The following is a 26,723-nucleotide window of genomic DNA, read 5'->3' as shown; positions in this document are numbered from 1 at the left end:
CGCCCCGTCAAAAGGAAACGCGTTTATACCACCCCCACCACATTCGGTCAAGATTTATTTTGATTAGCTTTTACTTATTTCTCCACGCATTACAAAGAAAGAAGCTTCTTGTCGCCAACGATCGGTTTTACGACCGCAGTCACCGTCAGTGCCCACTAGTGATTCTCAAGGCTTCCGAATATACCAAGCTCCGGGCGAGCCCCAACTCGACACTCACTCGCTTCACAGCGTCTTTAAGTGATAACCCCTCTACATAGAGATAACGCCGGAGAACTTCGTCAAGGGATTCCTCACTTGCGCCTTCTTGTTCCGAATCCTCGCCAGGCGCAACCAGTATGACAACTTCGCCTTTTATTTGTCGATCAGTAAACTGGGCAATGACGGCAGACGTATCTCCTCGAACAAATTCTTCGTAAACCTTAGTCAACTCCCGGGCTACAACAATCTTGCGCTCCCCCCACAGATCGCGCATATCCTTCAGCGTCGCCATGAGCCGGTTTGGCGCTTCATAAAATATGAGCACACGGGGCTCATCCTTAAGCGGAGAAAGCTGTTGGTGCCGCTTTCCCCGCCTGCTCGGCAGAAATCCTATAAACGTAAAAGAGTCTGTCGGAAGCCCTGCTGCCGACAGAGCCGCGACGGCGGCAGAAGCCCCGGGAATGGGCACGACAACAATGCCTTCGGCGATGGCGTCGCGCACGAGTTGATAGCCAGGATCGGCGATACAGGGGGTGCCGGCATCGGACACGAGGGCAACCGAGGCGCCATCGCGCAGTCGGGCGAGAATGACATCCCCCTTGAGGTGCTTGTTGTGATCGAAATACGAGGTAAGCGGCTTACTGATGCCGAAGTGGGTAAGAAGCTTGCGCGTGTGCCGTGTGTCCTCGGCGGCAATGAGATCAACCTCTTTCAGAATGCGCACAGCCCGAAAGGTGATGTCCTCGAGATTTCCTATAGGGGTGGCGACAATATAGAGGGTGCCCGGAGTTTTCATTTACCCCAATCGCGGGAATAGCGGAAGTCCCGATCGATGGTCCGGTTGGATACCTTGGCGATAATGGGGAGGCGCCGTTTGAAGTGGGAGTTCTGTATCCTGGCCGAGACAGTGGCAATGAAATCAGGGGCAAAGCCGTTCTTCACCAGTTCCTCGCGGGACATCCGCTGATCAACCATGGAATAGAGGAGCTTATCAACCTCACGATAGGTGAACCCCAGTTCCTGCTCGTCGGTTTGACCAGCCCACAAATCAGCAGAAGGCTGTTTTTCAATGATGTCGCGGGGAACCCCCATCTCTTCGGAAAGCTGCCAGACCTGCGTCTTGTAAATGTCACCGATAGGATTCAGGGCGCTGGCCATGTCTCCATACAGGGTCCCATAGCCGAGCAAGAGCTCCGTCTTGTTGCTTGTCCCGAGGACAAGGGCAGGAAGTGCTGCCGAGTGGTCATAGAGGATCGTCATCCGTTCGCGGGCCATCTTGTTTCCGCGACGCATGCTATCGGCATCGGGGAAACGTGAAAAATAGGCATCTATCATCGGCGTAATTTCGATTACCTGGCAGTGAATGCCGAGATGCTCCGCGGCGAGCCTTGCGTGGGCCTCACTTTCAGGATTACTGGTTCTATACGGCATGATACAGGCATGAACATTTTCAGGGCCGAGGGCCTCGGCAGCAAGATACGCAACAAGGGCGGAGTCGATCCCCCCGGAGAGACCGAGAACCGCTTTACGTATTCCTACCTTGGTGACTTCCTCACGGATAAAACCGACCAGTATCCGGCGCAACAGCTTGACATTAACATCACCCATCAACAGTCCCTCCCCTTCTCAATACGCCGCAACTCCTTCATAGTAATAGAGAGGCTCTCGTCGCGCATCATTGGGGAAAAAATCCGCTCACGCCGCAACTCTCCTCCATCAACACGGGTAACAAGCAGATCTTCGTCGAACAACCGGGCACGGGAGACAACACTGCCGGAGGGAGCAATCACTTCGGATCCCCCCCAGAAGTTGACGCCGTCTTCATAGCCAACCCTGTTGCAGTAAAATACGCGGCTGTTGAGAAACATTGCCGTCGTGGAGGTGAGTTTCTGCCAAGCAGCGGTTGAACCCAGGCTTTCATCCTCGCTGATTCCCCGACCCGGGCTACTGGAAAGACAGACGAGGGTAGTGGCCCCATCCATGGCAAGGATGTAGGGAGCGGAGAGATGCCACATGTCTTCGCAGATAAGCATTCCCATCCGACCGAAACGGGTATCGAAGGCGCGGAACCGTTCGCCGCGGGCAAGATACCGCTGCTCGTCAAAGAGGCCATAGGTGGGGAGGTAGACCTTGCGATGGATGTGTCGGATTTCGCCGCCATCCACATAGATCGCGGAATTGAAGAAGCGATAATCGTCAGAGACCTCCACAAAGCCGACAACGATCGCGACATGACGGGAAAGTTCGCGGATACGGGCGATTTCCGGGGCATCGAGGCGCAACGCCACATCCGGCACCAGATCCTTGAGAAAATAGCCAGTTAGAGCTAGCTCAGGGAACACGACGAGGTCAGCCCGATCGGCAACGGCACGCTCAATGGCGGACTCGACAAGGGTGCAGTTTTCAGCAAGACAGCCGAGCTTCGGCTTAATCTGCGCCAGTGCGACAATGAAATCCACGGTATAAGCCCCCGATTTTTCGGTCAAAGGTAGCATAGCGATCTGCCGTTTTCAACGGTATTTCCGGGCTAATATGCCAATTCAAAAGCATTGGGAATATGCTCGATTTGCGGCATCTGACCCGAAAACGTTATCGATATGACGTCGAAGCGGGCGCAGGCGTCAAGCTGCCGCTGCTTAGCAAGCCAGGTAAGCGCCGCCTTGGATATCTGCCGCTGCTTGAAAGAGGTAACTGCAAGTTGCGGCGGTCCATAGTGACCGCTTGTCCTCGTCTTGACCTCCACGAAGACGAAGGTTTTGCCATCGCGAGCCACAATATCTATCTCGCCGCCGCGACAACGAAAGTTTCTCTCCAGGATTTTGTAACGATGACGTTCCAGATATGTCACTGCCAGGGATTCCCCCTCGCTGCCAAGGGACTTGTTATGGAGCGACATGCTCTTTCACCCCCCTGAAGGTTTTCCGGTGGATGGGGCATGGACCCAGTTCCGCGATCGCAGCGAGGTGAGAGGCGCAGCCATAGCCCTTGTGCTCGGCGAATCCGTAACCGGGGAACCGTTGATCATATTCCATCATTATCCGGTCCCGGGTAACCTTAGCAACGATCGAGGCGGATGCGATGGAAATGCTGGCGCTGTCCCCTTTTTTGATGGTTTTCTGAGGAAGGTTAAGGGGAATCGTTGAGATTCCATCTATGAGGAGATAATCAGGAGGAACGGCCAGTTGTCCGACAGCCTCCGCCATGGCGCGGAGAGTGGCCTGAAGTATGTTGATGCGATCAATGCAGGCGTGGTCAGCAACTCCGACACCTACGGCCAGGGCACAACCGGATATCAGGCCGAAGAGATGCTCGCGCTTTGGTGCGGAAAGCTTCTTTGAGTCGTCGATACCCGGCAACTCTGCCCCTTGCGGAAGAATGACCGCAGCGGCCACAACTGGACCGGCTAACGGGCCGCGGCCAGCCTCGTCGATCCCTGCTACTGCATGAAAACCACCGCGGCAAGCAACTTTCTCAAATGTCCAAAGGGAGCTTTCACCACTGTCATCGAACAACGGCAGACTCACCGATCCCTCCCCCGAAATGAAAAAGCCCCGCAAGGCGGGGCAATTTAGTTAGTGGGCAGCCACATACTTCTTCTCGCGAATCCGCGCGGCCTTGCCGCGAAGCTTGCGGAGATAGTAGAGCTTGGCGCGGCGGACATGGCCACGGGTGATCACCTCAATGGCATCAAGAGACGGAGAGTGGAGCGGGAAGACCCTCTCAACGCCGATGCCATTGGAGATTTTGCGAACCGTGAATGACTCGCGGATGCCACCGTTCTGACGGGCGATAACCACCCCCTGGAATGCCTGGATCCGGCTTTTGTCCCCCTCCACGATCTTGACGTGGACCTTGACGGTATCCCCCGGTTTGAACGGAGGGATGTTTTTCTTCATCTGTTCAAGTTCAAGCATGTCGATAGTGTTCATCTGCTTCTTCCTCCCTTTATGTGCGCAAACGCGTACTGGTTTTGTATATTACGAACGGAGACACTCAACGCGCTCCGAACAGCCTGTCCATGATAATTGCTGCCGCAGACCTCACCGAGAGGTGGTTGTAATCTCCAACCCCTCGGATCGGCTCGAGAACCAAGTCTGCCTTTTCAAACACCTCTTCGACGAGCCCCCAACCGGTACCGAAGAGGAGCAGATAGGGCTGATCCCGCTCGGCAATGAGGTGTTGCAGGTCGCTGAATGTGACGCTTCGGGGATGGAGTCGTGCTCCGGTCGTCACGAGCCGAGCTGGCCGTCCGAAGCGCTCTTGCATATCCTCCAGGACATCATCTAGAGTCGCAACGATCTTTATGAGCTCAAGCGCAGCCTTCCGCTTGGGATTGTATGTGGCGCCCCATCCCTCCTGCCAATGCCGGACGATGCGGCCTGCAAGTTCCTGTTGTCCGGGAACCGGCGTCACGATGTAGTAGCTGAGCAGCCCGAAGGTTCTCGCTGACCGCGCGATATCGTGAATGTCGAGGTTCGTTACCGCCGTGGAGACCACCTGCCGATTTTTGTCATAGACCGGATGGTGGAGGAGCGCGACACTCACGTTGGCATTGGGAGGAGTCGCCCCACTCACTTCGAGTCTCTCTCTACGAGCTCTAGCAGGTAGCGCCGGTCGTCACTGTTCAGCACTGCCTTTTCGAGCAAATCCGGCCTCGAACGGATCGTTTCCTCCAAGGCCTTGCGGCGTCGCCAACGCGCCACTTCTGCATGGTTGCCGGACAGCAGCACAGCCGGGACTGAATGACCGCGAAATTCGGCAGGACGCGTATAGTGAGGGTACTCAAGCAGCCCGTCGGAGAACGTGTCAGTTTCGGCCGATCCGGGCGAGCCGAGGACTCCGGGAACAAACCGCACAGTGGCGTCGATCATGACCATGGCTGCCAGCTCTCCGCCGGTGAGGACAAAATCGCCGATAGAAAACTCATCCTCAACGAAAAGCTCGCGCACCCGCTCGTCGATCCCCTCATACCGTCCGCAGATAATGATAACTTCCTCTTCCTGGGCCAGCTCGCGGGCCGCAGCATTATCGAAGAGACGGCCCCGGGGGCTTGTGAGAAGGACCCGAGCCTTTGGGCGCTCAGCCTTGACCGCTTCCAGACAGGCGGCAATCGGCTCAACCTTCATGACCATCCCGTCACCACCGCCATAGGGTGCATCGTCGACAACCTTGTGCCGATCAGCGGCAAAGTCACGGATCTGGTGCAGCCGGATATCAAGGAGCCCTTTCTCGACTGCCCGCCGGATGATGCTTTCGGTAAGCGGTCCCTCAAACATGGCCGGGAAAAGGGTCAAAATATCGAATTTCATAGATCAAGCAGCCCCTCTGGGGGGCTGACGGTCATGATTCCCTTATCCAAATCAACACCGACAACTATATCTTCAAGGGCCGGAATCAGATACTCCCTCTCCCCGTCCCTGACCACATAGACGTCGTTACTTCCCGTGGCAATGATCCCCTCGATACGACCAAGGGACATCCCTTCACTTGTCGTTACCGAAAGACCAATGAGGTCACACCAGTAGAACTCTCCCTCGTCAAGGGGGGGAAACTGGTCTCGTCGTGCGAACAACTCACGCCCGACGAGGTGGAGAACCTCGTTTATGTTCGCGAACCCCTTTAGTGTCAGGAGAACCCGATTGCGATGGACAGCCGCGCGGTCCACTTCAAAGTTTTCCTTACGGTTGTCCGGCCCACTGAGGCAAACTGTCTGCAACGAAAGGATGGTGCTGAATTCACCGGAAAAGGGGACGACTGACAACTGCCCCCTGATGCCGTGTGTTGCGACGACCTTGCCGAGCAACACGAGATCGGTACTGCCCGGCATTATTCGACGATCTTCAGCACGGCTTTCTTGTTGTCCTTGGTGGACACCGCGTTGAGCAGGGTCCGGATTGCCTTTGCTGTCCGCCCCTCTTTGCCGATGATTCGTCCCATGTCCTCTTTGGCCACGGTCAGCTTGATGACCATTGTATCCTCTTCCATCTCCTCGGTGGTTCTCACCTGGGAGGGGTCGTCCACAAGCGCCTTTGCGATGGTCTCTACAAGCTCTTTCATGTCGGTAACCTCTGCAATGGGAATGACCGGCGGACCGGGAACGAAGCAGCGTTACAACGTATTAATTATGCAGGCTTGGTCGTGAATTTCTCCCAAAGGCCGGCCGTCTTGAGCATCTGCTTGACGGTATCGGTGGGCTGGGCTCCCTTGCCGAGCCATTCAAGGGCCTTGCCCTCTTCGAATTTCACGGCAGCAGGATTCTGGTTCGGGTCGTAGGTCCCTACATTCTCGATGAACCGCCCGTCACGGCGGCTGCGCACGTCAGCAATAACGATTTGATAAAAGGGCTTCTTCTTCGCCCCTGCACGGGCCAAACGCATCTTGATAGCCATCTTCTTCCTCCTGGTGTTCTCACGGCCGCTGACCGGCGAGAGTTTTCGTGTGTATGTTGTATGTCACATCGGTGACGAAACGAGCGTTGCCTGCGGCGATCCTCTCAGAAGGGAAACATTCCCTTTCCCATTCCTTTCATCCCCCGCATCAGCCCCTTGGGGCCCATCTTCTGAAGCTGCTTCATCACCTTTTGTGCCTCGGTGAACCGCTTCAGGAGCTGGTTTACCTCCTGGACCGTCGTGCCGCTTCCCTTGGCGATCCTCAGACGGCGGCTGCCGTTGATGATCTGATGGTTCGCCCGCTCACCGGGAGTCATGGAATCGATAATCGCCTCGATCCGCTTGAGCTCCTTCTCCGACGGCTGGGCTCCCTGCATCTGCTTCATGGCCTTGCCCACGCCGGGAATCATGCCGAGAATCGATTCAAGGGACCCCATCTTCTTGATCTGCTGGAGCTGATTCCTGAAATCCTCCAGATCGAACTGGCTCTTCTTGAGCTTCTGCTGAAGCCGCTCCGTTTCCGTAACATCGAACGTAGCCTGGGCCTTCTCGACCAGGGTGAGAATATCACCCATGCCAAGAATACGAGAAACGAGGCGATCCGGGTAGAAGACCTCCAAGGCATCAAGCTTTTCGCCGAGACCCACGAGCTTCACCGGCTTGCCCGTGACCGCGCGAATGGAGAGGGCAGCGCCCCCCTTGGCATCGCCGTCCAGTTTGGTAAGGACCACGCCGGTGATGTCGAGCCTCTCGTTGAAGCCGGTGGCGACGTTGACCGCCTCCTGGCCGGTCATGGCGTCGGCCACAAAGAGAATCTCCCGGGGCTGTGCCACCTCCTTGATACGGACGAGCTCGTTCATGAGATACTCGTCGATCTGGAGACGACCGGCGGTATCGAGAATCACCGTATCGAAGCCGTTGAGCGTAGCGTAACGGAGCGCCTCGCGGCAGATATCAACCGGATCCTGGTCGGCCCGCGAATCAAACGTCTCCACCGAAAGCTGACGGCCAAGGGTCTTGAGCTGCTCGATGGCCGCAGGACGGTAGACGTCGGCTGGCACGAGAAGCGGGCGACGCCGCTGCCCCTTGAGGAACCGCGCCAGCTTGCCGCAGGTGGTGGTCTTGCCGGAACCCTGGAGACCGACCATCATAAGGGCGACCGGAGGCTTCGCGGCAAGATCGAGACTGTTGTCCTCGCCGCCCCCCATGAGGGCCACGAGCTCTTCCTGCACAATCTTGATGACCTGCTGCCCCGGCGAAAGGCTCTGGAGAACCTGGGTACCGACAGCCCGCTCGCGGACCTTCTCGACGAAATCCTTAACGACCTTGAAGTTGACGTCGGCCTCAAGAAGGACGAGCCGCACCTCGCGGAGCGCCTCCTTGATGTTCTCCTCGGTCATTACCCCTTGGCCGCGGAGCTTTTTAAAGAGAAGGTCAAGTTTGTCGGAAAGGTTTTCGAACATCTATTCCACAATGCCGTACAAGCGGCGGAAAGCGCCACACAGGGCGCACGTATCCATTGAGAAAGAGGTTAACTATAGATGAGGCTACAAGCCAGTGTCAAGCAAAAACATTTTTGCCACAAGGGGATAGCGACCTGCAGCTCTACCCGAAACGCTAGCCGACCTTGAGGTACTGCTCGCCCTGCTTCACATGGATCTCTTCCGGCATCAGCCCCTCCGCCGCCAGAACCTCTTCCACCGTCTTCCGGTCCGCTGAGGCGTAGCGGATGGCCAGACCGCAGTCTGCATGGAGGGCACGGGGAGCCGGGATAAGGAGGATCGGGAACCCTTGCCCCTTGAGCACTTTCTCAGCCTTCATGACCCGGTGAATCGAATGAAAAATCGCAACACAATCGCCATCTCGAAGCATCATTAATCCTTTTCATCACCCGCAGCAATGATACACGCAGGTGGCGCCATTGCAACAACTCAAGCAGATTGACAAAGAGAGAACTCATCACGTACCATGCCGCAAGAGGTAAATCGATGCATCCCTATGTAATAATCTTCGGGCTAATACTGCTCGCACTCCTCATCAATATCCCCTGCGGCTTTCTTCGGCAAGGGTACGAGAAGTTCACCTTCGGCTGGTATTTCTACGTCCACATCTCCATCCCCTTCATCATCTATCTCCGCGTCAAATCAGGATTCAGCTGGAAATTTATCCCTCTTACCCTCGGAGGAGCCATGGCCGGCCAGATTATCGGCGGAATGATCCACCGACGGCGCCAACGCAATGGGTGATGCCCGCTCCCGCATGCCGCGCCCCCGGCCCGTGGCTGACCTGCTGACGGAGGCCCTGCGCGGCAAGCCCGCGGAACGACGCCTCAAAGAGGGCCGAATTTGGCTTCTCTGGGATGAGGCAGTGGGAGAGCGGATAGCTTCCCTTGCCCGCCCGGTGGGCTTTCGCGACGGCACCCTGACTGTGGCGGTGGCAAACGCCCCCTGGATGCAGCAACTGAACTTCCTCAAGGGGGGGATCGTCGAGAAACTGAACACCCTCCTCGGCGGCCCGGTGGTCCGGGATATCTATCTGAAGGCGGGACGGACCGTATCTCCCGTTGAAGCCCCCCCTGAACGACGCCCTCCCCCTCGCGAACTGACCAGGGCCGAACGGGAATTCGTGGCATCTGAGACCGAAAGCGTCGAAGATCCTGAACTTCGCGAGATTATTTCACACCTCATGGCGAAGCACCTCGCATCGAAGCCCACCGGCGAAGAGTAGCACCAGTCGCCCAGCATCTGTAGACCACCGGAAACTTTCCCTCCTTCTTCACTGATCACCACCCAGTATTTCCGCCACCTCGGGGGAGTAGTTCAGCCCGGCCTCCCTGACAATCAGGGGCGGTAGCACCGTGAGGTCTGCCCTGCGTCCTTTGGCAAGCTCAACGAGAGCCATCCTGGCCTCGGCGTCCTCCGTCCCATGCACGAGCCGGAGCCTCATGGGCGCGAGTTTCTGAAGATGGGCCTCGGCGAAAAGCTCGGGGAGCCTCGCCGGATGGTAGATGAAACAGATGCGGCCTGTCGGCTTCGCCAGATACTTGGCGGCGGCGAGAAAGTCGGCAAGAGTCGCCGTCGACTCGTGGCGGGCATCGTCGCGTCCCGCCTTGGGGCTCACCTTGCCGCTTCCCCGCTTGCGGTAGGGGGGGTTGGAAAGGACCAGGTCGAAGGAGGAGACGGGAAAACGCTTCCGGAGACCGAGGACATCGTCGCGGAGGATGGCGATCCGGTCGGCAAGCCCGTTCAGCTGGACGTTTCGCTCTGCCAGTTCGGCCATCCCGTCCTGGAGTTCCACCCCCACAAAGATAGCCTGCGCGGTGCGTCGGGCGAGCACGAGGGGAATGACGGCGCTACCGGTTCCCAGATCGATCACCCTCGCCCCCGGCGCCGGGGAGGCAAAGGCGCAGAGGAGCAGGGGATCGAGGGAGAACCGGTACCCGTGACGCTCCTGGACGATCCGCAGATCGTAGGTCCGCAGTTCGTCCATGGTTTCGGTTCCGCTCATCATCCGGTACGCCTTCTTCACCACCCATACTCCGCGCGAGTCATTGTCCGCTCTCCCCACCTCTGCGGCGCAGCCACAGCTCTCTCCCGAGCATGACGGCAAACAGGGCGAACGAGGCCAAGGTCAGGTATTTCCCCACCTTGAAGGGGAGCGGGTCAAAGAGAAATTCCACCCGATGCTCCCCCGGCGCTAGATAGATGCCGCGAAGGATGTGGTCCACGGGATAGATCGGCGTCTCCTTTCCATCCACGAACGCCTTCCACCCCCTGTAGTACTTCTCGCCCACAACGAGCAGCGAGTTTACGGCAGCCTTAGCCGTAAGATCGATCCGCTCGCTCTCATAGCTGATGAGCTGCACCGTGCCGCTAGGGCCGGAGAGATTGCTGTTCGGGTCGGCCATCGGGATTGGAGGGGGGGCTTCCACCAAGGCGAGCCGGACAGGGTCGAAGCTGGGGTTCTGAAGAATCCCCAGGGCCTGCCGGGGGTCGGAGACCACGGCCACGGACGGGACGAGCCACCCCTTCGGGAGGACGGAGCGGTTTTCGAGCACCACCCGGTTGCCATCGGGGGAGGTGAAGACCGGTACGTATTTTCCGCCGAGCCCCCCTTTGTCCTGCTCGTACTGCGCCCTCGCGTAGACGAGATAGCGGACATTCATCATGTCGGGCATCGCGGAGGTGAACGAGAATGCGTCGAGGAAGTTCTGCCACCGCTGTTGCTGGACCGGGTTTGGGGTAAACATTACCGGAATCCGCTTTGACGCATACTCCATCGGATCCCCCTCCAGCGGAAGAACCCGGTACCCCACGGGCACCCGGGAGACAAACTCCATGACGGGAGTCATCTCTCCCTTCGCCTTCTCCGGCACCGGCACAAGGAACATGAATTTGTCATCGATACGCCAGACATCGGCGACAAAGAGGCAAAGAAGGAGCGCCAAAGTGATCCTGACAGGAATCAGCCTCTTGGCCAGGGCGATGACGACCCCCGTGAGGAGGATGGCGAGGCCCGTTGCCAGCGCGGTCTCGTGGACGAGGTTGTCCCAGCGCTGCCCCACGAGGTACGCCCCTTGTTCATAGCGGGTTGGCTGGGACAGGGTCTGGAAGTAAGCGTCAATCCATCGCCCCTTCCCGGCGACCGCCACGCCCAGGAACGCAAGAAGGAGTGCGGGGAGGGCGACGAGCCCCGCCAGGTACCCATTGAACTTCCTGCCGCGCCGGACCGCCTCGTCCCTCAGGACGTCGATCCCCCGTGCAGCCAGGATTCCGAGCCCCATAACCGGTACGAACATCATCATCTTCGGCACCCGGAAGCGGTTGATGCCGGGGAAATAGTCGAAGAGAAGCTGGTAGAAGGGGGTGTACTTCCCCATGGAGAAGAGGATTCCCCCCACGACCCCTGCAACCGCCAGCCAGGTGTAACGGTCACGCCTAAAGAGAAGAGGAAGCGGCACAAGGAGCCACGGCAGGAGTCCCATATAGGAAATCGTCTGGGTAAAAACCATTCTTCCCCAGTAGTAGGAGTGGATATTCGAGGGGTTTTCCCCCGCCTCCTGGCGGGAAATGCCGAAGAAACCGGGAATGACGAAAGCAGTCACCTCCTCGGGTGGAAGGGACCAGAGCATGGCTTCTTCCCGCTGAAGCCCCCCTTTGCCGGCATCGCCGCTCGCCACCCCGCGGGTGCTGTCGGCGGACCAGTTGGCCAGCGGCAGGAGCGATATGGAAACAGTGGTGAGAAAAAAGAAGAGCATCACCGCATTGAGTCCCACCAGGCGGGGGAGTCCCTTGGCCCCTTTACGCCTCTCGGCAAGGGCGATCCCGGCAAGGCGCAGGATGGCGTAAACGCCGATGGAGAGACACGTGTAGAAGGCAATCTGCCAGTGGGTGTTAAAAAACTGGAGAGCAAGGACGAGGCCGGTCGTCAGGAAGAAAATGAGCCGACGGGTCTGGAAGCCCCGTTCGAAGAAATAGAAGGCCCACGGAGCGTAGGAGATGGTGGCGATTTTCATCACGTGGCCGGCGTTTATGAGAGAGGCATTCTCGGGGGCAAGGGCGAAGACCAGCCCCCCGAGCAGGGCGGCGAAGGGGCTGCACCCCACGGCCCGGCAGCAGAAATAGAGTCCCGCTCCGCCGATGAAGAGGTGGAGGACCATGAACCAGGCAACGCTCGCCGGGGCCGGGATCAGGTGAAAGAGAAGCTGCTGGTAAATAAGGAATCGGAGGGAAGCCATTCCCCCTTCGTTCGTGTGGCCGCTGTTGATGTAGGGATTCCAGTCGGCGCGGGAGACGTTGATGGAGAGGAGTTCGCCGATGCTCTTGTGGGGCGCGTCCTTTACCCCCCAGTAGAACTCGTTGATGATGTCCGGGGCACGGACGATCTGGTCGGTGAAGAGGATCTTCGAGAAGAACAGAACCATGAGCGCAAGAAGCGCCGCAAGCAGGAGAAGGTCTTTTTTCCGTTCAGTCATGGGGAAATTCCTTGATCTCGTATTCAAAAAAAGTCGAGCCGGTCAGGACTCGATCAGTTCGCCATAGAACCGTTCGAGGCGGGCGGCGTACCTCTTCCAGGCAAATTTCTTCAAGAGGTGTCCGCGTCCGGCGTCTCCCATGCGCCGGGCTGCCTCAGGGGTCCGAAGAAGTTCCGCAGTCCGCGCCACCATGGCGGGCCAGTCGTCAGGGTCGCAGAGCCATCCCCCTTCGCCGTGTTCGAGGTATTCGGGAATCTGCCCCACCCGGTCGGCCACCACCGGTACCCCGGCCCGGATGATCTCGGTCAGCTTGGCCGGGCACTTGGCCCGGTTGACCAGGGTGTCCGCAAAGGGGTAGATGGCCACATCGCCGGCGGCGAGGAGGCTGGGAAGCTCCTCCGGCTTCGCCCAGCCGACCATGGCGAGCGCCCGGGCAAAGCCCTCTCTCCGCGCCGCCTCCTGGAGCTGTTCCTCCTCATTGTTCCGCCCCTGCCCCACCACCAGGAATCGCACCCCGGTCACGCGATGGCAGAGCTCGGTAAAGAGGTAGTAAAGTTTCTCCTGGCTGAACTCGAAAAAACGGGTGTAGAGAAGGAGAACCCGCTCCTGCGGCCCGATCCCGAAGCGCTCGCGCACCGCGGTTCCGCTTGCCGGGGGGAGGTCGTCGACACAGTTGGGGAGATACAGGAGCCGTTCCGGCGCCACCCCCTCCCCCCAGGCCAGGGTCTGGAGTGCCCGGCTCGCCACGGTTACCCCAGCGGCATGGCAAAGGAGCCGTTTCTCCTGGAGGCGGAAGAGAAGCCGCTCTCCCCGTGAGTACTGATGGAGCGTTTCCATCCCCCCCCGCCCTTCCCGGTCATCGGTATCGACAAAGAGAGGGGGAAGCCTCATCCCGAGGCGTGCCAGCCCCAGGTGCGCCATGGCCGAGAGTCCCCCATACCCCTTCGGCTTGAAGAGGTGAACCAGGTCGGGCTTCCCCTCAAGGGATACCCGCAGAAGGCGGCCAGCCAGAAACGGCGCGGAGAGCGCCTTCCCTCCCGGGCCAAGGCGGATGTTACGCAGCGTCACCCCCTGTACCACCTCAACCGTTTCCGCGTCTTCCGGGTTCGTGTAGGGAGGTGCGACAATGGTGACCTGGTGGCCGAGTCCCTGGAGGGCCGCGGCCAGGGGAACCATCCGGGCAAGGACCGTCCCCTTGGGGCGGATGCCGAAGGGGGCGACAAAGGAGATCTTCATTATCTTTCCCCCTTCCCGCCCGCCATGACGCGGCCGACAAGATACGGGACCCTGAGCGCCTTCAGGAGGCGATAGGGGCGTGATCCGGTTACCCGGTAATAGAGCATGAGGAGCGGAAGGGCGTTCGCGACGAAGAGTTGCGGATGATTTTCCATGACCCGGAGGTGCATGGCCGCCTTTTTCGCGGCATCCATGGAGGCGGCCATGGAACCCTCCTTCACCCGGTAGAAGAAGAGAACCTCAGGGATCCGGAAAACCTCGCGCCCCCGCTCGATGAGGGAGAGCCAGAAGTCCCAGTCCTCCCACCCGACCGCCATGTTCCGGTTGTACCCCCCGACCTCCTCCCAGTCCTCCCGTCGAAAAAGGGCAGAGCAGAAGATGATGTTGCCGAGCAGCATCCGTCTCAGGGAGTATTCCGGCGCAGGCCACAGCCCCTGCCGGGCGCCAAAGGTCTCGGCGAGGCAATAGACGATCCCCGCCGCGGGCCGGGCGTCGAGAACCGCCACGGCCTTTTCCAGATAGCCAGGGGAGATCCGGTCGTCGGCGTCGAGGGGGAGGATGTACTTTCCACGGGCCTCGCGGATGCCGGTGTTGCGGGCCTCGGCAAGTCCCTGGTTCGGGGTGCGGATCACGCGGGTTCCGGGGCGACTGAACGAGGAGAGGAGCCGGATGGTCTCCTCGTCTGTGGAGCCGTCGTCAATGACGATGATCTCGAAGTCCCGGAAGGTCTGGGCGAGGACCGAGTCCACAGCCTCGTCCAGATAGCGTCCCTGATTGTAGCAGGGTATGACGACGCTTACCGTGGGCATGGTGCCTCGCTCCCTCGCTCTCCAAGGAGCAGCGCACGGTACGAGCGGCAAAACCGCTCGGCACCGAAATTGGCGGCAGCCCAGACGTAGGCTTCCCGCGCCAACCGCTGACGCAGCGCGGTGTCGCGGCACAGTCTCCCAATACACGCCACGAAATCGTTCACTATCTGCTCCTCGCTACCGCTCTCCACAAGCATGCCGTTCTCGCCATGGCGCACATGGGCCGGAATCCCCCCCACCCTGGTGCAGAGCGGTACCACGCCGTGGGCCATGGCCTCCATCACCACCAGGGGAAATCCCTCGCGGCTCGACGTCAGCAGGAGCAGATCAGCCTGATCGTAGATGGCGGCAAGGGCCTCGGCATCCGTGACCTCACCCGTCAGGTGGCAACTCGGCAGATCTGCATCGTCGAGGCCGGCCGACACGTCTCCCACCAGCGTAACGCTCACCGGAAGCCCCTGCGCCCTGCAGGCACTAGCTATCCGGCCAACCAGGCGCACCCGTTTTTCCTCGCTCCCCCTGCCGACGAAAATCGCCCTGAGACAAACGTCCTCACCCTTGGGGGGAAAGGCTGAAGGTATCGGCACCTGGTTCTCGATGAGGACGACCCGCTCGAGAAACTCGAAGGGAATCCCGTCACGCTCGTACTGGGCAGCCATGTCGTCACGGGTTGCCCCGGTTATGATCACCCGCGCATCGAGGCGGCCCACTACCGGCCGGCTGAATTCCTCCGCCCCCCCGCCAAAGGCATGGATGAGATCCACCACGCGCACATGGGGCTCCAGGAAGGGAATCATTTTGTAGAAAAAGAGGCTGTTGCAGCCGAACACCACAGGGTGCCCATGGCGGTTGATGATGCCGGCCAGCACCCCCGCGCTGACAGGGTAGCTGTATTTCAGGAGCCACCAGAGATTGAAGAGCCTCCCCCCCCGGGCAAAGAGGGATCGGAAGGCGTCATTGCACGAACGCTTGGCAAAGAATACCCACGGCCGCTCTTCGGCGAAGCAGGCCACAATCTCGGCGTGAACCCGTTCCGCCCCCCCCACATGAAAAAAAGGGAAGAAGAAAAAGAGTCCCGAACTGTTGCGGAGCGGGACGAGACTTGCCGTCATCAGACCGATACGTCCAGCGATCTTTTCCAGGATCGTCATAGGGCGCTCGCCCCCGAATCGACCGGAGGCCGACGCAACGACTCCCCCAGCAGACGGACCGTGCGGGTGCACATCCGTTCAAGGCTGAACTCTTCCTCAATGCGCTTTTTCAGCGCTTCGCCCGCATGCCTGCGCAGTGCCCTGTCGCCCATAAGCCTGATGATGATGTCGGCCATCTGCCGATGGTCCCCCACTGGCGAGAGAAACCCATCTCCTGCCTTTCCTACTGCCTCACGGATGCCGGGGATATCGGTACCGACAACCGGGAGGCCGGCGGCCATGGCCTCGAGGACTCCGTTGGGGCACCCTTCGGTCTTCGAGCTGTGGACACAGAGGTCGGCGGCGGACAGGAGGCCGGAGATATCGTCAACCTTGCCGAGGAAACGGACCGAATCGGTCAGTTCGAGCCGAGAGGCAAGCCCCTTCAGCGATTCCTCGCTCTTGTCGGGCTTGCCCGCCAGGAGAAGAACCGGCCGCTCTCCCCGTGATGGTACGCGGTCAACGACGGCCCTCCACGCCAGCAGCAGCGTTTCGTGGTCCTTGTAGGGCCCCAGGTTGGCAACCATGCAGGCCACGGGGCAATCCGTGCCAATGCCCAGTTTTTCCCGCCATTCGTTCCTGCCGCGAACCGGTTGCGCCAGGGAGATGCCATTGTGGATGACGGTCACGCGGTCCGGGTCGATTTGGTACGTCCTGGCGAGGAAATCCCTGCCGCCGTCGGCGTTGGCGATGAACAGCGGCGTTCGCCTCACGGCGGTCCGGTGCCAGACGGTGCGCGTCAGCAGAAGCCCTTCGTCCCGCTGGTTCCAGACGCAAAGGCGCGCCCCGGCCCGTTGCCAGACAAGGCCGCAGGCAATGTTCGGCAATGCATAGTACGGGAGCAGAATATCGGGGCCGAGTTTTCCGAGTTCAGCAGCAAAACGGGACAACGCCCTCAGGCGGAGCGGCCAGAAGCCCGACCAGTGGAGCCGCGCCACATGCCAGGGGATGCCGTGCCCTTCGCACATCTCCGCCAATCTCCCCGGTGTATCGCTGAGACTCACGACATGAACGTCTGCGGCGCATGCCTCCTTCAGGTGACGGGCAAGCTGAAACCCCTGCCGCTCGGAACCGCCCAGGTCGAGGCAGCCGAAGACGAAGAGGACTTTTTTCCCTTGTACAGCGTCGAAATCGGGCATGCTTGCTCTATGCACCTTCCGGGAGAAGCCAGAGCCATCTCATAGAGACAGCGACGTTACCTGTTCTGCGATAACCACTCTTCAAGAAAGAGAAGCCGCCACAATGCCTCTGACCTGTTGAAACGGACGAGACGGCGAACCGTAGCGGGTTCGAAAAACTCTGAAATTTCCGAATTTCTTGCTAAAAGGCGATCGGCTACCTGGGCAAGGCTACTCTCGCCGGTAGTGAACCATTTAGCAAGGGGGACCGAAAAGCCCATTTTCCTGCGGTGGAGAAACTCGGGCGGATAGTATTTTTCCATCAGCTTCTTCAGGAGCAGCTTCCCCGCCCACACTCCGTCAACCTGACGGATGTTGAACGTCTCGGGTATTTGCGCGGCAAACTCGGCAACCTTCACGTCAATGATGGGCGTTCGAACTTCGAGGCTGTTCATCATGCTGGCGACGTCGACCTTTGTTAATATATCAAAAGGCAGATATGTCTTGATATCCCAATATTGTGCCTTATTGACAGGAGAAAAATCACGTCCCTTCTCGAAGGCCTTCTCGAAACGGTCGAGTTGGGTCAATTCCCGATGGTGTTCCCCTCTCCATAGCCTTTGGCGCAGCGGAGCAGAAAAATACGTGTTGAACCTGAGCCAGTTCCGAAGAGTAGGGCCATAGGGATAGCGCGGAGGATACCGCTCGGGGAAAAGCCTCGTCGCTACCGGATAGACCGCCCTCCTCCAGAGAGATTTCGAGGGCTCGGTCCCGGTCAGATACGCGATCCATTCCAGGTGGGACTGGTACCCGGCAAACAGCTCATCGCCGCCATCGCCGGAGAGGACCATCGTTACGTGACGGCGCGCCATCCGGCAGACGTAGTAAGTCGGCACTGCTGAACTGTCACCGAACGGCTCCCCGTAGTGCCGGACCAGGTCGGGCAGGATCGCCAGCGCATCCGGCTTCACAATCTCCACATGGTGATTGGTCCGCCACCTCTTCGCGACCGCCTCGGCAAAGGGCAGCTCGCTGAATTCCGCTTCCTCGAAGCCGATACTGAACGTCTCGACCGGCGTATCGAGAAGCTGGGCCATGTAAGCCACGACAGCGCTGGAATCGACCCCGCCGGAAAGAAACGCCCCAAAGGGAACATCCGAGACGAGGTGCGCCCGGACAGACTCGCGGAGAGCCGCATCGACCTCCTCGACCCACTCTTCCTCGGTTTTCCCCGCAACCGGCGAGAACGCGAATCGCCAGTATCCCTCCGGCTCCTGGATAATTCCGTCGAAGGAGACCGACATCCGGTGGCCCGGGAGAAGCTTCCTGACCTGCCGATACGCCGACCCGGGCGCGGGGATGTACTGGAGCAACAGGTATTGGTCGATGCTCTGGAGATCAATTTCCAGGGGCTTATCCGCGGCAGCCTTCAGCGCCTGAATTTCCGAAGCAAACGCAAAGCGTCCCCGGGTGGAATAATAGACGAGGGGCTTGATTCCGAGATGGTCGCGGGCAAGGAACAGACGACGGTTCCTGGTATCGACGATCCCGAAGGAAAACATCCCGCGGAAGCGCTCGACGCAGGCATCGCCCCACTCCTCGTACGCATGGATGATGACTTCCGTGTCGGAGCTGGTGCGAAAGGCATGCCCCTTCCGGAGCAGTTCATGGCGGAGCTCCATGAAATTGTAGAGCTCCCCGTTGTAGGTTATGGTGACGGAGCCATCCTCGTTCGACATGGGCTGTTTGCCGGTTTCCAGGTCGATGATCGAAAGGCGGCGGTGCCCGATCGCGATAGTGCCCTCCGACCATACCCCTTCGCCGTCGGGTCCCCGATGCGCAAGTTGGGGAACCATCCGCGCCACGACTTCATGGGCATCGGCGCCGTCAAAGGCTATGCATCCCGCTATGCCGCACATTGCCGGTTATTGTTCCCTTTTTGGCATCACAGGTTTCATCGCCCTGGCCTCGACGCCGTTCCCCGCGTACTCCGTCACGATGTCAACCATCCCGTTCGAAGCAAGACAGGAACGGATCTCGTCGGCGCTCCGGAGATGCTTGTAGTAATCGGTCAGCGTGTCGTGGGTATCAAGGGCAGCCCACACCTTGAGGGATTCTGGGCCGATTTCCGGATAACCGTCCTGATGGTCGACGACCGGAGAAAGCCACAGAAACACCCTCCGCAAGGCCTTAACAACGGTGAATTTTTTGTACTTCTGAAACTGGACATGGAGCGGCCACAAGAAGGAAGTAAGGTTCTGGCAGAACCTGAGTGAAAACTGCTTGGGTGACTTCTTCAGAAAAAATCTCAGTACTTTGCGCGGCAGGGTTGAACCATACCCATGGGTGTAATGGTCAATGACCAGCATCCCCCCGGGCTTCACATAGGAGCAGAGGACCGTGATCGTCTGTTCCGGATCTGGAGTGTGCTGTATGACCCCCACACAGACAACGATGTCAAACTGGCTCGCTTTCAGAGGCATATCGAGAATATTCGCCTGGCAGACAAAGTAATTCTCGTGTTTTCTGCAGTTGTCATAATTGGCTTCAACGGCGGTGGACAAATCAACCGCACATACCGTTGCCCCGGCATCAAGCATGACTTCCGTAAAACGCCCGGCGCCACACCCAGCCTCCAACACCGTCTTCCCCTTGATGACAGCAAGATTTCCACCCATCATTCTTTCAAGACGTGTCTTGGATACGGGAACGCCAGTAAAGGAATCCAGTTGAGTCTTTCTATATTCGTTCCACTGCAAACCAAAAGATGACGCGTAATTATCCAGCGGTACAAATCTCGGTATATCCTTCAATATTGGAAACTCACAGCCACACTCACAAAGAAACTTTGTCCCTTCATCGTTCTTCTTAAGGGTTTTTTTGTGGGGATGGCATTCCAGCAATTCTTCAGGAAACATATGTCCCTCGTAGTACAGTGTGATTCAAAGTTTTTCCGTCACTTCTTGCCAACTGCATAGAGAAACGGTGCGAATAATGGCACCCCCCTATAGCATCCTCCCCTTCGCAAAATTCTGTCCGTAACCTTGGTGCCGAATCTCACCAGGGGAAGTATCAACGGGTCGAGCTTCGGAAACCGCTGCTCGATTCCCCATGCCACGATGCCCATCGAAAAGATGCCCACGGCACCGGAATCTATGGCGTGAAACTGCAGTTTCTCGTAGGTCTCGACAAGTTGTCTCACGGTGACGATCTTGTGTTTCGCCAGAAGTTCCGGTTGATATGCATACACCATGAGTCCATGGATGGACAGGAGGTTCGGTACTTCCGAAAGCAGGACGCCCCCCGGCGTAACAAACTGCCCGAGCCTTGCAATCACCGTCTCCAGACTGTCGAAGTGCTCCACAAGCCCCAGGGAATAGACGAAATCAAAGGTGCCCGTTTCTTGAGAGTTCAGCTGGAATATGTCTCCGCAGATGATGTCGCCATCGACTCCGGAGGCGGCCAGATTGTTTCTCGCAAGCTCGCACCCCTGCTCGGAATAATCTATGCCCGCAACTCTTGCGCTGGTCCTTTTGGCCAGATACGGCAGCCACGTCGAATTGCCGCACCCCACTTCCAGAATCGTTCGGGGCCTCGTTTTTTCGATATGCGTCATCAACATGTGTTCAAGACACAGATCCGCATAGCCAGTGGGCTGCCATTCCCGTCCGAAGTCCGACGGGGCGTCGGTGTACACATTATCCCAGTGCGATTTTCCCGTTATATCCTGTTCAGGCATAGCTCTCTTTCAGGGTTACCAAAACCTCGGATAGATCAACGCCCGCGTCAGCATGTTCGCGGTCCTGCGGAGCGGCTTGTAAAAGTAGCACGCTCCGTGGGCGGCAATCCAGTAAGAGACGAGCGACGCCACAGCCGCACCCACCCCGCCGTAGTGGGGAATGAGCATGTAATTCAAGAGAACATTGGAAACGGCCCCCGCCAATACCATCAGCCACAGCACCCATGACCAGTTCATCGCCAGCAGGTAGGCGTTGCGGGCCACGGCGAGAATGGCGAAGATGTCGCTCCAGAGCAGCAGTACCAGCATCGGCGTCGCAGCCGCATAGGGCGCGCCGAAGAGGAGCTTTATGATGAGCCCGGCGAGGAGGCTGCCGGGGATGGCAATCGCGTAGCCGATGAACGCGAGAAGGTTGTAAAGCTTCTGCAACCGGGCGTAGAACTCATTCTCGTCGTTTTCCTTCGTCCTGACGATGTTCGGGAAGACCGATGAGACAATCGCCGTGGGTATGAAGAACCATAACTCAGCAACCCGGACAGCGGCAGCATAGATGCCGACCTCGCGGTCATTGGCAAGCTGCCCGAGAAGCACCTGGTCGATCCGCAGGTAAACCATGAACACGATGCCGGAAAGAAGGAGCGGCCAGCTTTCGGTAAACAGTCGCCGGGCAAGGGGGAAGCTGTTCTTCCACCGGCTTATCCGCTGGCCGCTCCTGCGGTAGACCATGAGCAGCCCGACCGCTCCGAGCCCGATCTCCGCGGCATTGGCCACGGCAAAGGCGATAATGGGCGCCTTCACGACAATGAATGCGACGCGCAGTCCGGCGGCGATCAGAAAACCCGCGTTCTTGGCGTAGACCACATACTTGGAACGGACCTGCGACTGGAACCAGAGGTCGATCGTATCGAACGAGCCGAAGATCAGCACCCACCCGATTATCCCGACCATGAGGTGCGTCAGCCGATCATCGGGGCGGATAACGAAGATGGCAGCGACGGCGATAAAGTAGGAAACTATTCCGGCAACAAAACGCAGGAAGAAGGTCGTTCCGAGAATCTCCCGCTCTCTCTCCGGGTACCGCACGAGATCCCGCACGATGATCGCTTCGAGCCCAAGGAGCGCGATCGCGGAGAAAAGCGTAACAAACGATGCGGCGTAGTTGAGGATGCCGTACTGCGACGGCCCCAGGTAGCGGGCAATCCACACCCCCACGATGAGGCCGACTCCCATGCGGAGAAGCCGGTCGGCGAACAGCCAGCCAGTGTTGCCGATCGCCTCCAGCAGCACGTGCCGCCCTTCGAGGCGCTTCCTGACAAATCCCGGCAGGTAGCGGATCCAACCGTCGTTCATCGTGTATCCAAGCGCAGTTGCATGGCAATCCTCACCTTTGGCGATTGCCGGCCAGCCTGACAAGACGCCGGTAAATCTCGGACAATTCCTTCCCCCTGGCCTGCCATGAATGATCCGCAATCGCGCGCTCGCGGCCCATCTGTCCGAGTCGCTCCCTCCCCGCGGCATCGGCGGCAAGGGCTTCAATCCTGTCTGCCAGATCAGTGGCATCGCCAAACCGGGCGTACACCCCGGCATCACCAAGGATCTCCCGGTTGATGGGGGTATCGAAGACCACCGTGGGAAGCCCGCAGGCGATGTAGTTGAAGAGCTTGCCGTTGGCCTCGGTGAGGGAAATCTTCGGCGACACGGCCAGATCCCCCGCCGACAGATAGGCCGGCGCCTTGCCGTAGTCGATGCGGCCGGTGAAGGTCACCATATCGTCTACGCCCAGCTCCCGGGCCTTCTCCCGGTACCCCTCGTCCGGAAAGCCCATGACCAGGAACCGGACCGGGCTCCCCTTTGCCTTGAGGATCACCATGGCGGAAAGGAGAAGGTCGATCCCCTGGTAGCGGTTCAGGACCCCCAGAAAGACCACCAGCGGCACCTGGGGCGCGATGCCGAGCCTGCGGCGGACCTCGTCCCGGGGATAGGGGCGAAAGACCGCCGTATCCACCCCGTCCATGAAGGCGGTCACCTTGCGGACCGGGACCCCCCATTTCCCCACGAGATCGTCCCGCCCGGCGCCGGAACTGGTGACGATGGCATCGGCGTTACGGTTGATCCACCCCTCAAGCCCCGCGAAGAAGCGGTAGAGGAGCGACCCCTTCCGGGCAAAGCCGTGGTCGGCCAGCTCTCCCGTGAGGCTCCCCTGGCAGTCGAAGAGAAGGGGAATCCCCAGGAGCTTTTTCAGGAAGACGCCGAGAAAGGCCCCTTCGTGGAGATGGGCGTGGATCAGGTTCGGGTGCATCCGCCGGGCGGCGCGCAGTGCCGTAAAGAAGAGGAGGATGTCCAGGTAGGGCTTGTGCCAGGATGGTCCGGCCGAGAGCTTCCCGTACCAGGGGATGCGGACGGTGCGGTTCGTGGCAATGCCGGCCATGTCTCGCCCCAGGTGGTAGGTGACGATCCGGACCTCGTGCCCGCAGGCCATGAGCGCCCGGGCCTCCTCGTAAATCCTGACGTGGCACCCCCGGTCGGCAAAAAACGGCGTGGGAGCCACCATGAGAACCTTCACGGCGCCGCCCCTCTACCCGTCACTCAGGTTGATCTTTTCGCGAATCACGTAAATGGGTTTTCCCTGGGACTCGTGATAGGTCCGGGCGCTAACCTCCCCCAGAAGCCCCAGGGAGATGAACTGGACCCCGCCGAAGAGGAGGAACGCGGTGAGAATCAAAAGCGGGTTGCGGTTCATGCTCATCCCCTCGAAGAACTTCATGTAGAGGGTGAGGCTGCCGCTGGCGACCCCGGCGAGGATGGTGTAGATCCCCCACTTGCCGAAGAGCTGGATCGGCTTGGTGGAGTACGAGAGGAGGAATTTCACCGTCATGAGGTCGAGGACCACCCGCATGGTGCGGGAGATGCCGTACTTGCTGATGCCGTGGAGCCTCGGATGATGCCTGACCGGCAGCTCCGTCACCCGCGCCCCCACCTGGGAGGCCAGGGCCGGCACGAAGCGGTGCATCTCGCCGTAGAGGTTGACCCCGTCGAGAACCTCCCTGCGGTAGGCCTTGAGGGTGCAGCCGTAGTCATGGAGATGGACCCCGGTCATGCGTGAGATGAGCCCATTGGCGATAATGGAAGGGAGCCGGCGGTTGATGAAGGTGTCCTGGCGATCCTTGCGCCAGCCGGAAACCACGTCGTACCCTTCGTCGATCTTCGCCAGGAGCATCGGGATGTCGGCGGGGTCGTTCTGGAGGTCGCCATCCATGGGGACGACAACTTCTCCCCGGGCGGCGTCGAAGCCGGCGGCCATGGCCGCTGTCTGGCCGAAGTTGCGGCGGAAGCGGATCACCTTCACCCGCGGGTCCCTCTCCGCAATCTCCCGCAGGAGCACGAAGGAACCGTCGCTGGAGCCGTCGTCCACCAGGATCAACTCGTAGTCGACCCCTGCCCCGGCCATGGCTTCGCTTACCCGGCCATGGAGATGGGGGATGTTTTCTTCTTCGTTGTAGATCGGTACGACAATGCTCAAGTCCACCAAAAACCTCACTGAAGTCCCTTCTGCGCGGCAAACCGCTCGCGGAGGGCGGGAAGATACAGCCGAATCTGGGCGGCTTCCTCGGGATATTCCATGGCGCCGAAGGAGGCGAACATCTCGTAGTTTCGCACCGCCTCGGCCAGGTTGCCGAGCCGCTCCTGGGCCTTGGCCAACGTCACGTAGGCCCTAGTGTTGAAGCGGTTGAGCCGGAGCGCTTCCTCGGCATGCCCCACCGCTCTCCCGTAATCGCCGGTCAGCAGATAGCTCAGGGCCACCGTCTCCTGCACCCACGTGGAGTCCGGATTTACCGTGACTGCATGCCGCCAGAGGGTGTGCTCGTTGCGCCAGTATCCGTTTTGTACCACGGTGAGCCCGGCAAACACAACCAGGACCAGGCATGTTCCGGCCACGAACAGCCGTTTCGGCCACCGCTGCAGCAGCCCGGCCAGAACAAGGCCGATGCCGGGAAGGCAAAGATACATGTAACGGTCTGCCGCAAGATAGCCAACGGGAACGAGGTCGGATATCGGAAGCCAGAAAACGATAAACCATCCGATGCCCAGCGAAACAAGGGGAAGACTGCGGCGAACCGATGCGGCACAGGCTGCCGCTCCCGCCAGCAGCGTAAGCGACAGCAGCGCCTGCGGTTGCCAGAGGCTTTCGGAGAGCTGGAAGGTATACTCGGGTGCCAGGCCCGCCGGCAGGATGATCTTGCCGAGATAAAACCCGAAGGCCTTCATGGCCCCCATGAAGAGGGGGATGTAGCTTTGGGAAGCGCCGAAGCTGTTTTTGGAATAGACCGTCAGCAGCTGGTCTGCCGAGAATATCCACCGGAAGAAGTAGATGAACACTGCACCGGCTACAATGGAGACCGCCAGCGCGAGAAGGGGTTTTCGCAGCAGCACCCGCTTTTCTCGCTCGACCAGGAGTAGTTCCCAGAGGACCGCCACAAGGGGAAGCGTCACTGTCGTTTCGTTGGAGAGGAGTGCGCCGCCATAGGCGATGAGAGCCCCCACGCGGAGCAGAAGGCGTCGAGCCCCGACGGACGTGAAACTCTTCACGTAACAGAGCAGGGAGCCAAGGGAGAAAAAGAGGGCCAGCAGTTCCTTGCGGTTGGCGATGCTGGCGACCGACTCAGTCTGGAGGGGATGCACCAGAAAGAAAAGCGCTCCGAGAAGGGCAACGGGAAGTTCGACCCCGAAGGCGTGAAAAAGGAGCACCAGGAGGAAGCCGTTCACCCCATGCCAGGCCAGCTGCTGAACCCGATAGCCTGCCGGCTTGTCACCGAACAGGATGTGGTCGGGAATATAGGTCAGTTCCCTCATGGGTCGGCCGAGCCGCTTATTCTCCAAAAAACCGCTGAGAGAATGGGCGTCAGGGTTCTTCAGGACGACGGGGGGATCGTCATAGGACCACTGATTGACAAACGTATTCCCGAAAACCGCGGACGTGACCAGCAGCAGGAAGAGCAACACTATGCCCTTGCGGGGGGAGCTGATGAGACTCATCACCGGGCCTCCGGAAAATGTTCGGCCCAGGGGAAGCCGAGCGCCTTCACGCGGCGGAGCGAAACGTCGGCCGGCGCCCCCCCTTGTTGGGCAAAGCGCGGAAACAGCAGCCCCTTTGCGAACCCGAAACCATAGCAGAGATGGAGGGACGGATAGAGGACCATGAGCCAGGGGATGGCCGAAAAGAGCCGTTTCCCGGCGGCGCCAGCCAGGGAAGATACAGCGGCGACAGCACCGTAGATGCAAAGGGGAAGCAGGGCCGGCCACCACGGAAGCAGCGGCAGCAGGAGAAGATAGGCGAGAAAGAGCGTCGGCAGGAAATCGACCACCGAACGCACCCCGGCGATCCTCGTTTGTTCGCCCCGCCCCCGGCCATACCCGCAGAACTGGCGGAAGAACGCCCGCAAGGTCGGGCGCTGGCTTCTCTGCACAGCCAACTCCGGATCATGGCGAAGGCCCAACCCCGCTTGTGCGATGCGGTCCAGGAGTTCGTTCTCCTCGTTGGGATAGAGCCGCTCGTCAAGCCCCCCCATGGTTACAAAAATTTCCTTCCGGAACGCCAGATTGCAGAGGATCAGTTCCCGTTCGCTCGTGGCCCGGGCCGTGCCGGCCGCGCGATAACGGTTACGGGCTCCGCCGCCCCCCAGCGGCGACGCCAGGGCAATCCCAACAGCCCGTTGGAAGAGCGTGTTAGTCCCGGGGGTGAGGGACGGCCCCCCCACGACCGCCACGGACGGGTCGGCAAAGTGCCGGGCGGCGCGCTGCAGGAATCCGGGTTCGGTCAGGGAGTCGTCATCCAGAAAGTAGAGCACTTCGCCCGTGGCCTCGGCGGCAGCCAGGTTGCGCTGGCGGCTCGGTTTTCGCCCTTCGGCCACCAGAACCTCGAAGCGCTCCGCCGGGTAGTCGACGCTTTGCCGGAGCCGTTCGAGGGCGCGCACGACTCCGGCCGGCTTGACCGGGATGATTATGGTAAAGGTAAGAGAATCGTCCATGATGACAAAAGAAAAAACCGGGGTTAACCCGGTCTCCATGCATT

29 protein-coding genes are annotated in these 26,723 nt (G+C 59.6%); 2 read left to right on the top strand and 27 right to left on the bottom strand.

All coding sequences use genetic code 11. The annotated features are described in order from the left end of the window. Positions 1–145: 145 nt before the first annotated feature. The 13 genes from rsmI to KI811_RS13325 all read right to left on the bottom strand — a co-directional run bounded on the left by rsmI (position 146) and on the right by KI811_RS13325 (position 8,459). The gene (rsmI, locus tag KI811_RS13385; RefSeq protein WP_214186975.1) at positions 146–994 is read right to left on the bottom strand and encodes a 16S rRNA (cytidine(1402)-2'-O)-methyltransferase; all 849 of its coding nucleotides are present in this window, start codon (positions 992–994) and stop codon (positions 146–148) included. Then, complete coding sequence (locus KI811_RS13380; RefSeq protein WP_214186974.1) at positions 991–1,806, bottom strand: NAD+ synthase; 816 nt, start codon at positions 1,804–1,806, stop codon at positions 991–993. The genes rsmI and KI811_RS13380 overlap by 4 nt, the downstream gene beginning before the upstream one ends. Beyond that, entirely contained in the window at positions 1,806–2,657 is an 852-nt protein-coding gene (locus KI811_RS13375) for a nitrilase-related carbon-nitrogen hydrolase (RefSeq protein WP_214186984.1), read from the bottom strand. Before KI811_RS13375 ends, KI811_RS13380 begins: the two co-directional genes overlap by 1 nt. 68 nt (positions 2,658–2,725) lie before the next feature. Next, positions 2,726–3,094 (bottom strand): YraN family protein, encoded by a 369-nt coding sequence (locus KI811_RS13370; RefSeq protein ID WP_214186973.1) that lies wholly within the window; start codon positions 3,092–3,094, stop codon positions 2,726–2,728. Continuing rightward, positions 3,081–3,722, bottom strand: a complete 642-nt coding sequence (locus tag KI811_RS13365; RefSeq protein ID WP_214186972.1) for a ribonuclease HII — start codon at positions 3,720–3,722, stop codon at positions 3,081–3,083. Before KI811_RS13365 ends, KI811_RS13370 begins: the two co-directional genes overlap by 14 nt. A gap of 48 nt (positions 3,723–3,770) precedes the next feature. Then, positions 3,771–4,127, bottom strand: coding sequence for a 50S ribosomal protein L19 (gene rplS, locus KI811_RS13360; protein ID WP_004514597.1), 357 nt, complete (start codon positions 4,125–4,127; stop codon positions 3,771–3,773). 64 nt (positions 4,128–4,191) lie between these two features. Then, positions 4,192–4,773 (bottom strand): RNA methyltransferase, encoded by a 582-nt coding sequence (locus KI811_RS13355; RefSeq protein ID WP_214186971.1) that lies wholly within the window; start codon positions 4,771–4,773, stop codon positions 4,192–4,194. After that, positions 4,770–5,507 (bottom strand): tRNA (guanosine(37)-N1)-methyltransferase TrmD, encoded by a 738-nt coding sequence (gene trmD / locus KI811_RS13350; protein WP_214186970.1) that lies wholly within the window; start codon positions 5,505–5,507, stop codon positions 4,770–4,772. The genes KI811_RS13355 and trmD overlap by 4 nt, the downstream gene beginning before the upstream one ends. Next, positions 5,504–6,025 (bottom strand): ribosome maturation factor RimM, encoded by a 522-nt coding sequence (rimM, locus tag KI811_RS13345; RefSeq protein ID WP_214186969.1) that lies wholly within the window; start codon positions 6,023–6,025, stop codon positions 5,504–5,506. The genes trmD and rimM overlap by 4 nt, the downstream gene beginning before the upstream one ends. After that, positions 6,025–6,255 (bottom strand): KH domain-containing protein, encoded by a 231-nt coding sequence (locus KI811_RS13340; RefSeq protein ID WP_004514601.1) that lies wholly within the window; start codon positions 6,253–6,255, stop codon positions 6,025–6,027. The genes rimM and KI811_RS13340 overlap by 1 nt, the downstream gene beginning before the upstream one ends. 65 nt (positions 6,256–6,320) lie before the next feature. Next, entirely contained in the window at positions 6,321–6,587 is a 267-nt protein-coding gene (rpsP, locus tag KI811_RS13335; protein ID WP_004514602.1) for a 30S ribosomal protein S16, read from the bottom strand. 104 nt (positions 6,588–6,691) lie between these two features. Further along, complete coding sequence (gene ffh / locus KI811_RS13330; RefSeq protein ID WP_214186968.1) at positions 6,692–8,050, bottom strand: signal recognition particle protein; 1,359 nt, start codon at positions 8,048–8,050, stop codon at positions 6,692–6,694. Positions 8,051–8,204: 154 nt separating this feature from the next. Then, positions 8,205–8,459 (bottom strand): putative Se/S carrier protein, encoded by a 255-nt coding sequence (locus tag KI811_RS13325; RefSeq protein WP_214186983.1) that lies wholly within the window; start codon positions 8,457–8,459, stop codon positions 8,205–8,207. Positions 8,460–8,575: 116 nt separating this feature from the next. Here KI811_RS13325 and KI811_RS13320 point away from each other — a divergent pair, with 116 nt between their 5' ends. Further along, positions 8,576–8,833, top strand: coding sequence for a hypothetical protein (locus KI811_RS13320; RefSeq protein ID WP_214186967.1), 258 nt, complete (start codon positions 8,576–8,578; stop codon positions 8,831–8,833). Next, complete coding sequence (locus KI811_RS13315) at positions 8,826–9,314, top strand: DciA family protein (RefSeq protein ID WP_214186966.1); 489 nt, start codon at positions 8,826–8,828, stop codon at positions 9,312–9,314. The genes KI811_RS13320 and KI811_RS13315 overlap by 8 nt, the downstream gene beginning before the upstream one ends. A 48-nt stretch (positions 9,315–9,362) precedes the next feature. Here the strand turns inward: KI811_RS13315 and KI811_RS13310 are convergent, their stop codons facing one another. From KI811_RS13310 to KI811_RS13245, 14 genes are read right to left on the bottom strand one after another with little or no spacing between them, the layout of a single operon-like run. Then, positions 9,363–10,094, bottom strand: coding sequence for a tRNA1(Val) (adenine(37)-N6)-methyltransferase (locus tag KI811_RS13310; protein WP_214186982.1), 732 nt, complete (start codon positions 10,092–10,094; stop codon positions 9,363–9,365). Between the two features lie 40 nt (positions 10,095–10,134). Continuing rightward, positions 10,135–12,561: a glycosyltransferase family protein gene (locus KI811_RS13305; RefSeq protein ID WP_214186965.1), complete on the bottom strand. Its 2,427-nt coding sequence runs from the start codon at positions 12,559–12,561 to the stop codon at positions 10,135–10,137. A 42-nt stretch (positions 12,562–12,603) separates the two neighbouring features. Then, on the bottom strand, positions 12,604–13,797 hold the full coding sequence (locus KI811_RS13300; protein WP_214186964.1) for a glycosyltransferase family 4 protein: 1,194 nt from the start codon (positions 13,795–13,797) through the stop codon (positions 12,604–12,606). Beyond that, positions 13,797–14,606, bottom strand: a complete 810-nt coding sequence (locus KI811_RS13295; protein ID WP_214186963.1) for a glycosyltransferase family 2 protein — start codon at positions 14,604–14,606, stop codon at positions 13,797–13,799. Before KI811_RS13295 ends, KI811_RS13300 begins: the two co-directional genes overlap by 1 nt. Then, entirely contained in the window at positions 14,594–15,757 is a 1,164-nt protein-coding gene (locus KI811_RS13290) for a glycosyltransferase family 4 protein (RefSeq protein ID WP_214186962.1), read from the bottom strand. Before KI811_RS13290 ends, KI811_RS13295 begins: the two co-directional genes overlap by 13 nt. Continuing rightward, positions 15,754–16,935, bottom strand: a complete 1,182-nt coding sequence (locus tag KI811_RS13285) for a glycosyltransferase family 4 protein (RefSeq protein WP_214186961.1) — start codon at positions 16,933–16,935, stop codon at positions 15,754–15,756. The genes KI811_RS13290 and KI811_RS13285 overlap by 4 nt, the downstream gene beginning before the upstream one ends. Before the next feature lie 56 nt (positions 16,936–16,991). Further along, positions 16,992–18,833 (bottom strand): asparagine synthase (glutamine-hydrolyzing), encoded by a 1,842-nt coding sequence (gene asnB / locus KI811_RS13280; RefSeq protein WP_214186960.1) that lies wholly within the window; start codon positions 18,831–18,833, stop codon positions 16,992–16,994. 6 nt (positions 18,834–18,839) lie between these two features. Continuing rightward, positions 18,840–19,832, bottom strand: coding sequence for a class I SAM-dependent methyltransferase (locus tag KI811_RS13275; RefSeq protein ID WP_214186959.1), 993 nt, complete (start codon positions 19,830–19,832; stop codon positions 18,840–18,842). Positions 19,833–19,870: 38 nt separating this feature from the next. Beyond that, positions 19,871–20,653 carry a class I SAM-dependent methyltransferase gene (locus KI811_RS13270; protein WP_214186958.1) on the bottom strand — a complete coding sequence of 261 codons (783 nt, stop codon included), beginning with the start codon at positions 20,651–20,653 and terminating at the stop codon, positions 19,871–19,873. 15 nt (positions 20,654–20,668) lie between these two features. Further along, positions 20,669–22,003: a flippase gene (locus KI811_RS13265; RefSeq protein ID WP_214186957.1), complete on the bottom strand. Its 1,335-nt coding sequence runs from the start codon at positions 22,001–22,003 to the stop codon at positions 20,669–20,671. A 31-nt stretch (positions 22,004–22,034) separates the two neighbouring features. Continuing rightward, positions 22,035–23,204: a glycosyltransferase family 4 protein gene (locus KI811_RS13260; RefSeq protein ID WP_214186981.1), complete on the bottom strand. Its 1,170-nt coding sequence runs from the start codon at positions 23,202–23,204 to the stop codon at positions 22,035–22,037. A gap of 24 nt (positions 23,205–23,228) precedes the next feature. Continuing rightward, entirely contained in the window at positions 23,229–24,179 is a 951-nt protein-coding gene (locus KI811_RS13255; protein ID WP_214186956.1) for a glycosyltransferase family 2 protein, read from the bottom strand. 8 nt (positions 24,180–24,187) lie between these two features. Continuing rightward, entirely contained in the window at positions 24,188–25,687 is a 1,500-nt protein-coding gene (locus KI811_RS13250) for a hypothetical protein (RefSeq protein WP_214186955.1), read from the bottom strand. Then, complete coding sequence (locus KI811_RS13245) at positions 25,687–26,718, bottom strand: glycosyltransferase (RefSeq protein ID WP_343213605.1); 1,032 nt, start codon at positions 26,716–26,718, stop codon at positions 25,687–25,689. Before KI811_RS13245 ends, KI811_RS13250 begins: the two co-directional genes overlap by 1 nt. Between the last annotated feature and the right edge of the window lie 5 nt (positions 26,719–26,723).

It is taken from the genome of Geobacter hydrogenophilus, assembly GCF_018501225.1.
Classification (GTDB): Bacteria; Desulfobacterota; Desulfuromonadia; order Geobacterales; family Geobacteraceae; genus Geobacter; species Geobacter hydrogenophilus.
The sequence above is the reverse complement of the archived record's forward strand: the minus strand, read 5'-3'. Positions and strand labels throughout refer to the sequence as shown.

Coding starts and splice junctions, on each gene's coding strand:
- rsmI (WP_214186975.1), bottom strand. CDS start 994: ATGAAAACTCCGGGCACCCTCTATATTGTCGCCACCCCTATAGGAAAT.
- KI811_RS13380 (WP_214186974.1), bottom strand. CDS start 1,806: ATGGGTGATGTTAATGTCAAGCTGTTGCGCCGGATACTGGTCGGTTTT.
- KI811_RS13370 (WP_214186973.1), bottom strand. CDS start 3,094: ATGTCGCTCCATAACAAGTCCCTTGGCAGCGAGGGGGAATCCCTGGCA.
- rplS (WP_004514597.1), bottom strand. CDS start 4,127: ATGAACACTATCGACATGCTTGAACTTGAACAGATGAAGAAAAACATC.
- trmD (WP_214186970.1), bottom strand. CDS start 5,507: ATGAAATTCGATATTTTGACCCTTTTCCCGGCCATGTTTGAGGGACCG.
- rimM (WP_214186969.1), bottom strand. CDS start 6,025: ATGCCGGGCAGTACCGATCTCGTGTTGCTCGGCAAGGTCGTCGCAACA.
- KI811_RS13340 (WP_004514601.1), bottom strand. CDS start 6,255: ATGAAAGAGCTTGTAGAGACCATCGCAAAGGCGCTTGTGGACGACCCC.
- rpsP (WP_004514602.1), bottom strand. CDS start 6,587: ATGGCTATCAAGATGCGTTTGGCCCGTGCAGGGGCGAAGAAGAAGCCC.
- ffh (WP_214186968.1), bottom strand. CDS start 8,050: ATGTTCGAAAACCTTTCCGACAAACTTGACCTTCTCTTTAAAAAGCTC.
- KI811_RS13325 (WP_214186983.1), bottom strand. CDS start 8,459: ATGCTTCGAGATGGCGATTGTGTTGCGATTTTTCATTCGATTCACCGG.
- KI811_RS13320 (WP_214186967.1), top strand. CDS start 8,576: ATGCATCCCTATGTAATAATCTTCGGGCTAATACTGCTCGCACTCCTC.
- KI811_RS13315 (WP_214186966.1), top strand. CDS start 8,826: ATGGGTGATGCCCGCTCCCGCATGCCGCGCCCCCGGCCCGTGGCTGAC.
- KI811_RS13310 (WP_214186982.1), bottom strand. CDS start 10,094: ATGAGCGGAACCGAAACCATGGACGAACTGCGGACCTACGATCTGCGG.
- KI811_RS13305 (WP_214186965.1), bottom strand. CDS start 12,561: ATGACTGAACGGAAAAAAGACCTTCTCCTGCTTGCGGCGCTTCTTGCG.
- KI811_RS13300 (WP_214186964.1), bottom strand. CDS start 13,797: ATGAAGATCTCCTTTGTCGCCCCCTTCGGCATCCGCCCCAAGGGGACG.
- KI811_RS13295 (WP_214186963.1), bottom strand. CDS start 14,606: ATGCCCACGGTAAGCGTCGTCATACCCTGCTACAATCAGGGACGCTAT.
- KI811_RS13290 (WP_214186962.1), bottom strand. CDS start 15,757: ATGACGATCCTGGAAAAGATCGCTGGACGTATCGGTCTGATGACGGCA.
- KI811_RS13285 (WP_214186961.1), bottom strand. CDS start 16,935: ATGCCCGATTTCGACGCTGTACAAGGGAAAAAAGTCCTCTTCGTCTTC.
- asnB (WP_214186960.1), bottom strand. CDS start 18,833: ATGTGCGGCATAGCGGGATGCATAGCCTTTGACGGCGCCGATGCCCAT.
- KI811_RS13275 (WP_214186959.1), bottom strand. CDS start 19,832: ATGTTTCCTGAAGAATTGCTGGAATGCCATCCCCACAAAAAAACCCTT.
- KI811_RS13270 (WP_214186958.1), bottom strand. CDS start 20,653: ATGCCTGAACAGGATATAACGGGAAAATCGCACTGGGATAATGTGTAC.
- KI811_RS13265 (WP_214186957.1), bottom strand. CDS start 22,003: ATGAACGACGGTTGGATCCGCTACCTGCCGGGATTTGTCAGGAAGCGC.
- KI811_RS13260 (WP_214186981.1), bottom strand. CDS start 23,204: ATGGTGGCTCCCACGCCGTTTTTTGCCGACCGGGGGTGCCACGTCAGG.
- KI811_RS13250 (WP_214186955.1), bottom strand. CDS start 25,687: ATGAGTCTCATCAGCTCCCCCCGCAAGGGCATAGTGTTGCTCTTCCTG.
- KI811_RS13245 (WP_343213605.1), bottom strand. CDS start 26,718: ATGGAGACCGGGTTAACCCCGGTTTTTTCTTTTGTCATCATGGACGAT.